Annotated in this window: 1 pseudogene; it reads left to right on the top strand. The window is 68.8% G+C overall.

Going from position 1 to position 221, the window contains the following annotated elements:
* Positions 1–221: pseudogene (locus ACH107_RS34040) on the top strand (calcium-binding protein); the annotation flags it as partial.

The following is a 221-nucleotide window of genomic DNA, read 5'->3' as shown; positions in this document are numbered from 1 at the left end:
TCACCGGCGACACCACCGACAACCTCGTCCGCGGCAATGCCGGGGACGACTACATCAACGTCGGCAGCGGCGATGACACCGCCGAAGGCGGCGCCGGGGCCGACAATATCCTGGGCGGTAACGGCACCGACATGCTCAGCTATGCCGGGGACGACACCGGCGTCACCGTCAAGCTCTACAACGGCACCGCCAGTGGCGGCCACGCCGCCGGCGACAGCTTC

The organism is Roseovarius halophilus (ex Wu et al. 2025) (assembly GCF_047086965.1).
This window is presented reverse-complemented; position numbering and strand designations above follow the sequence as displayed.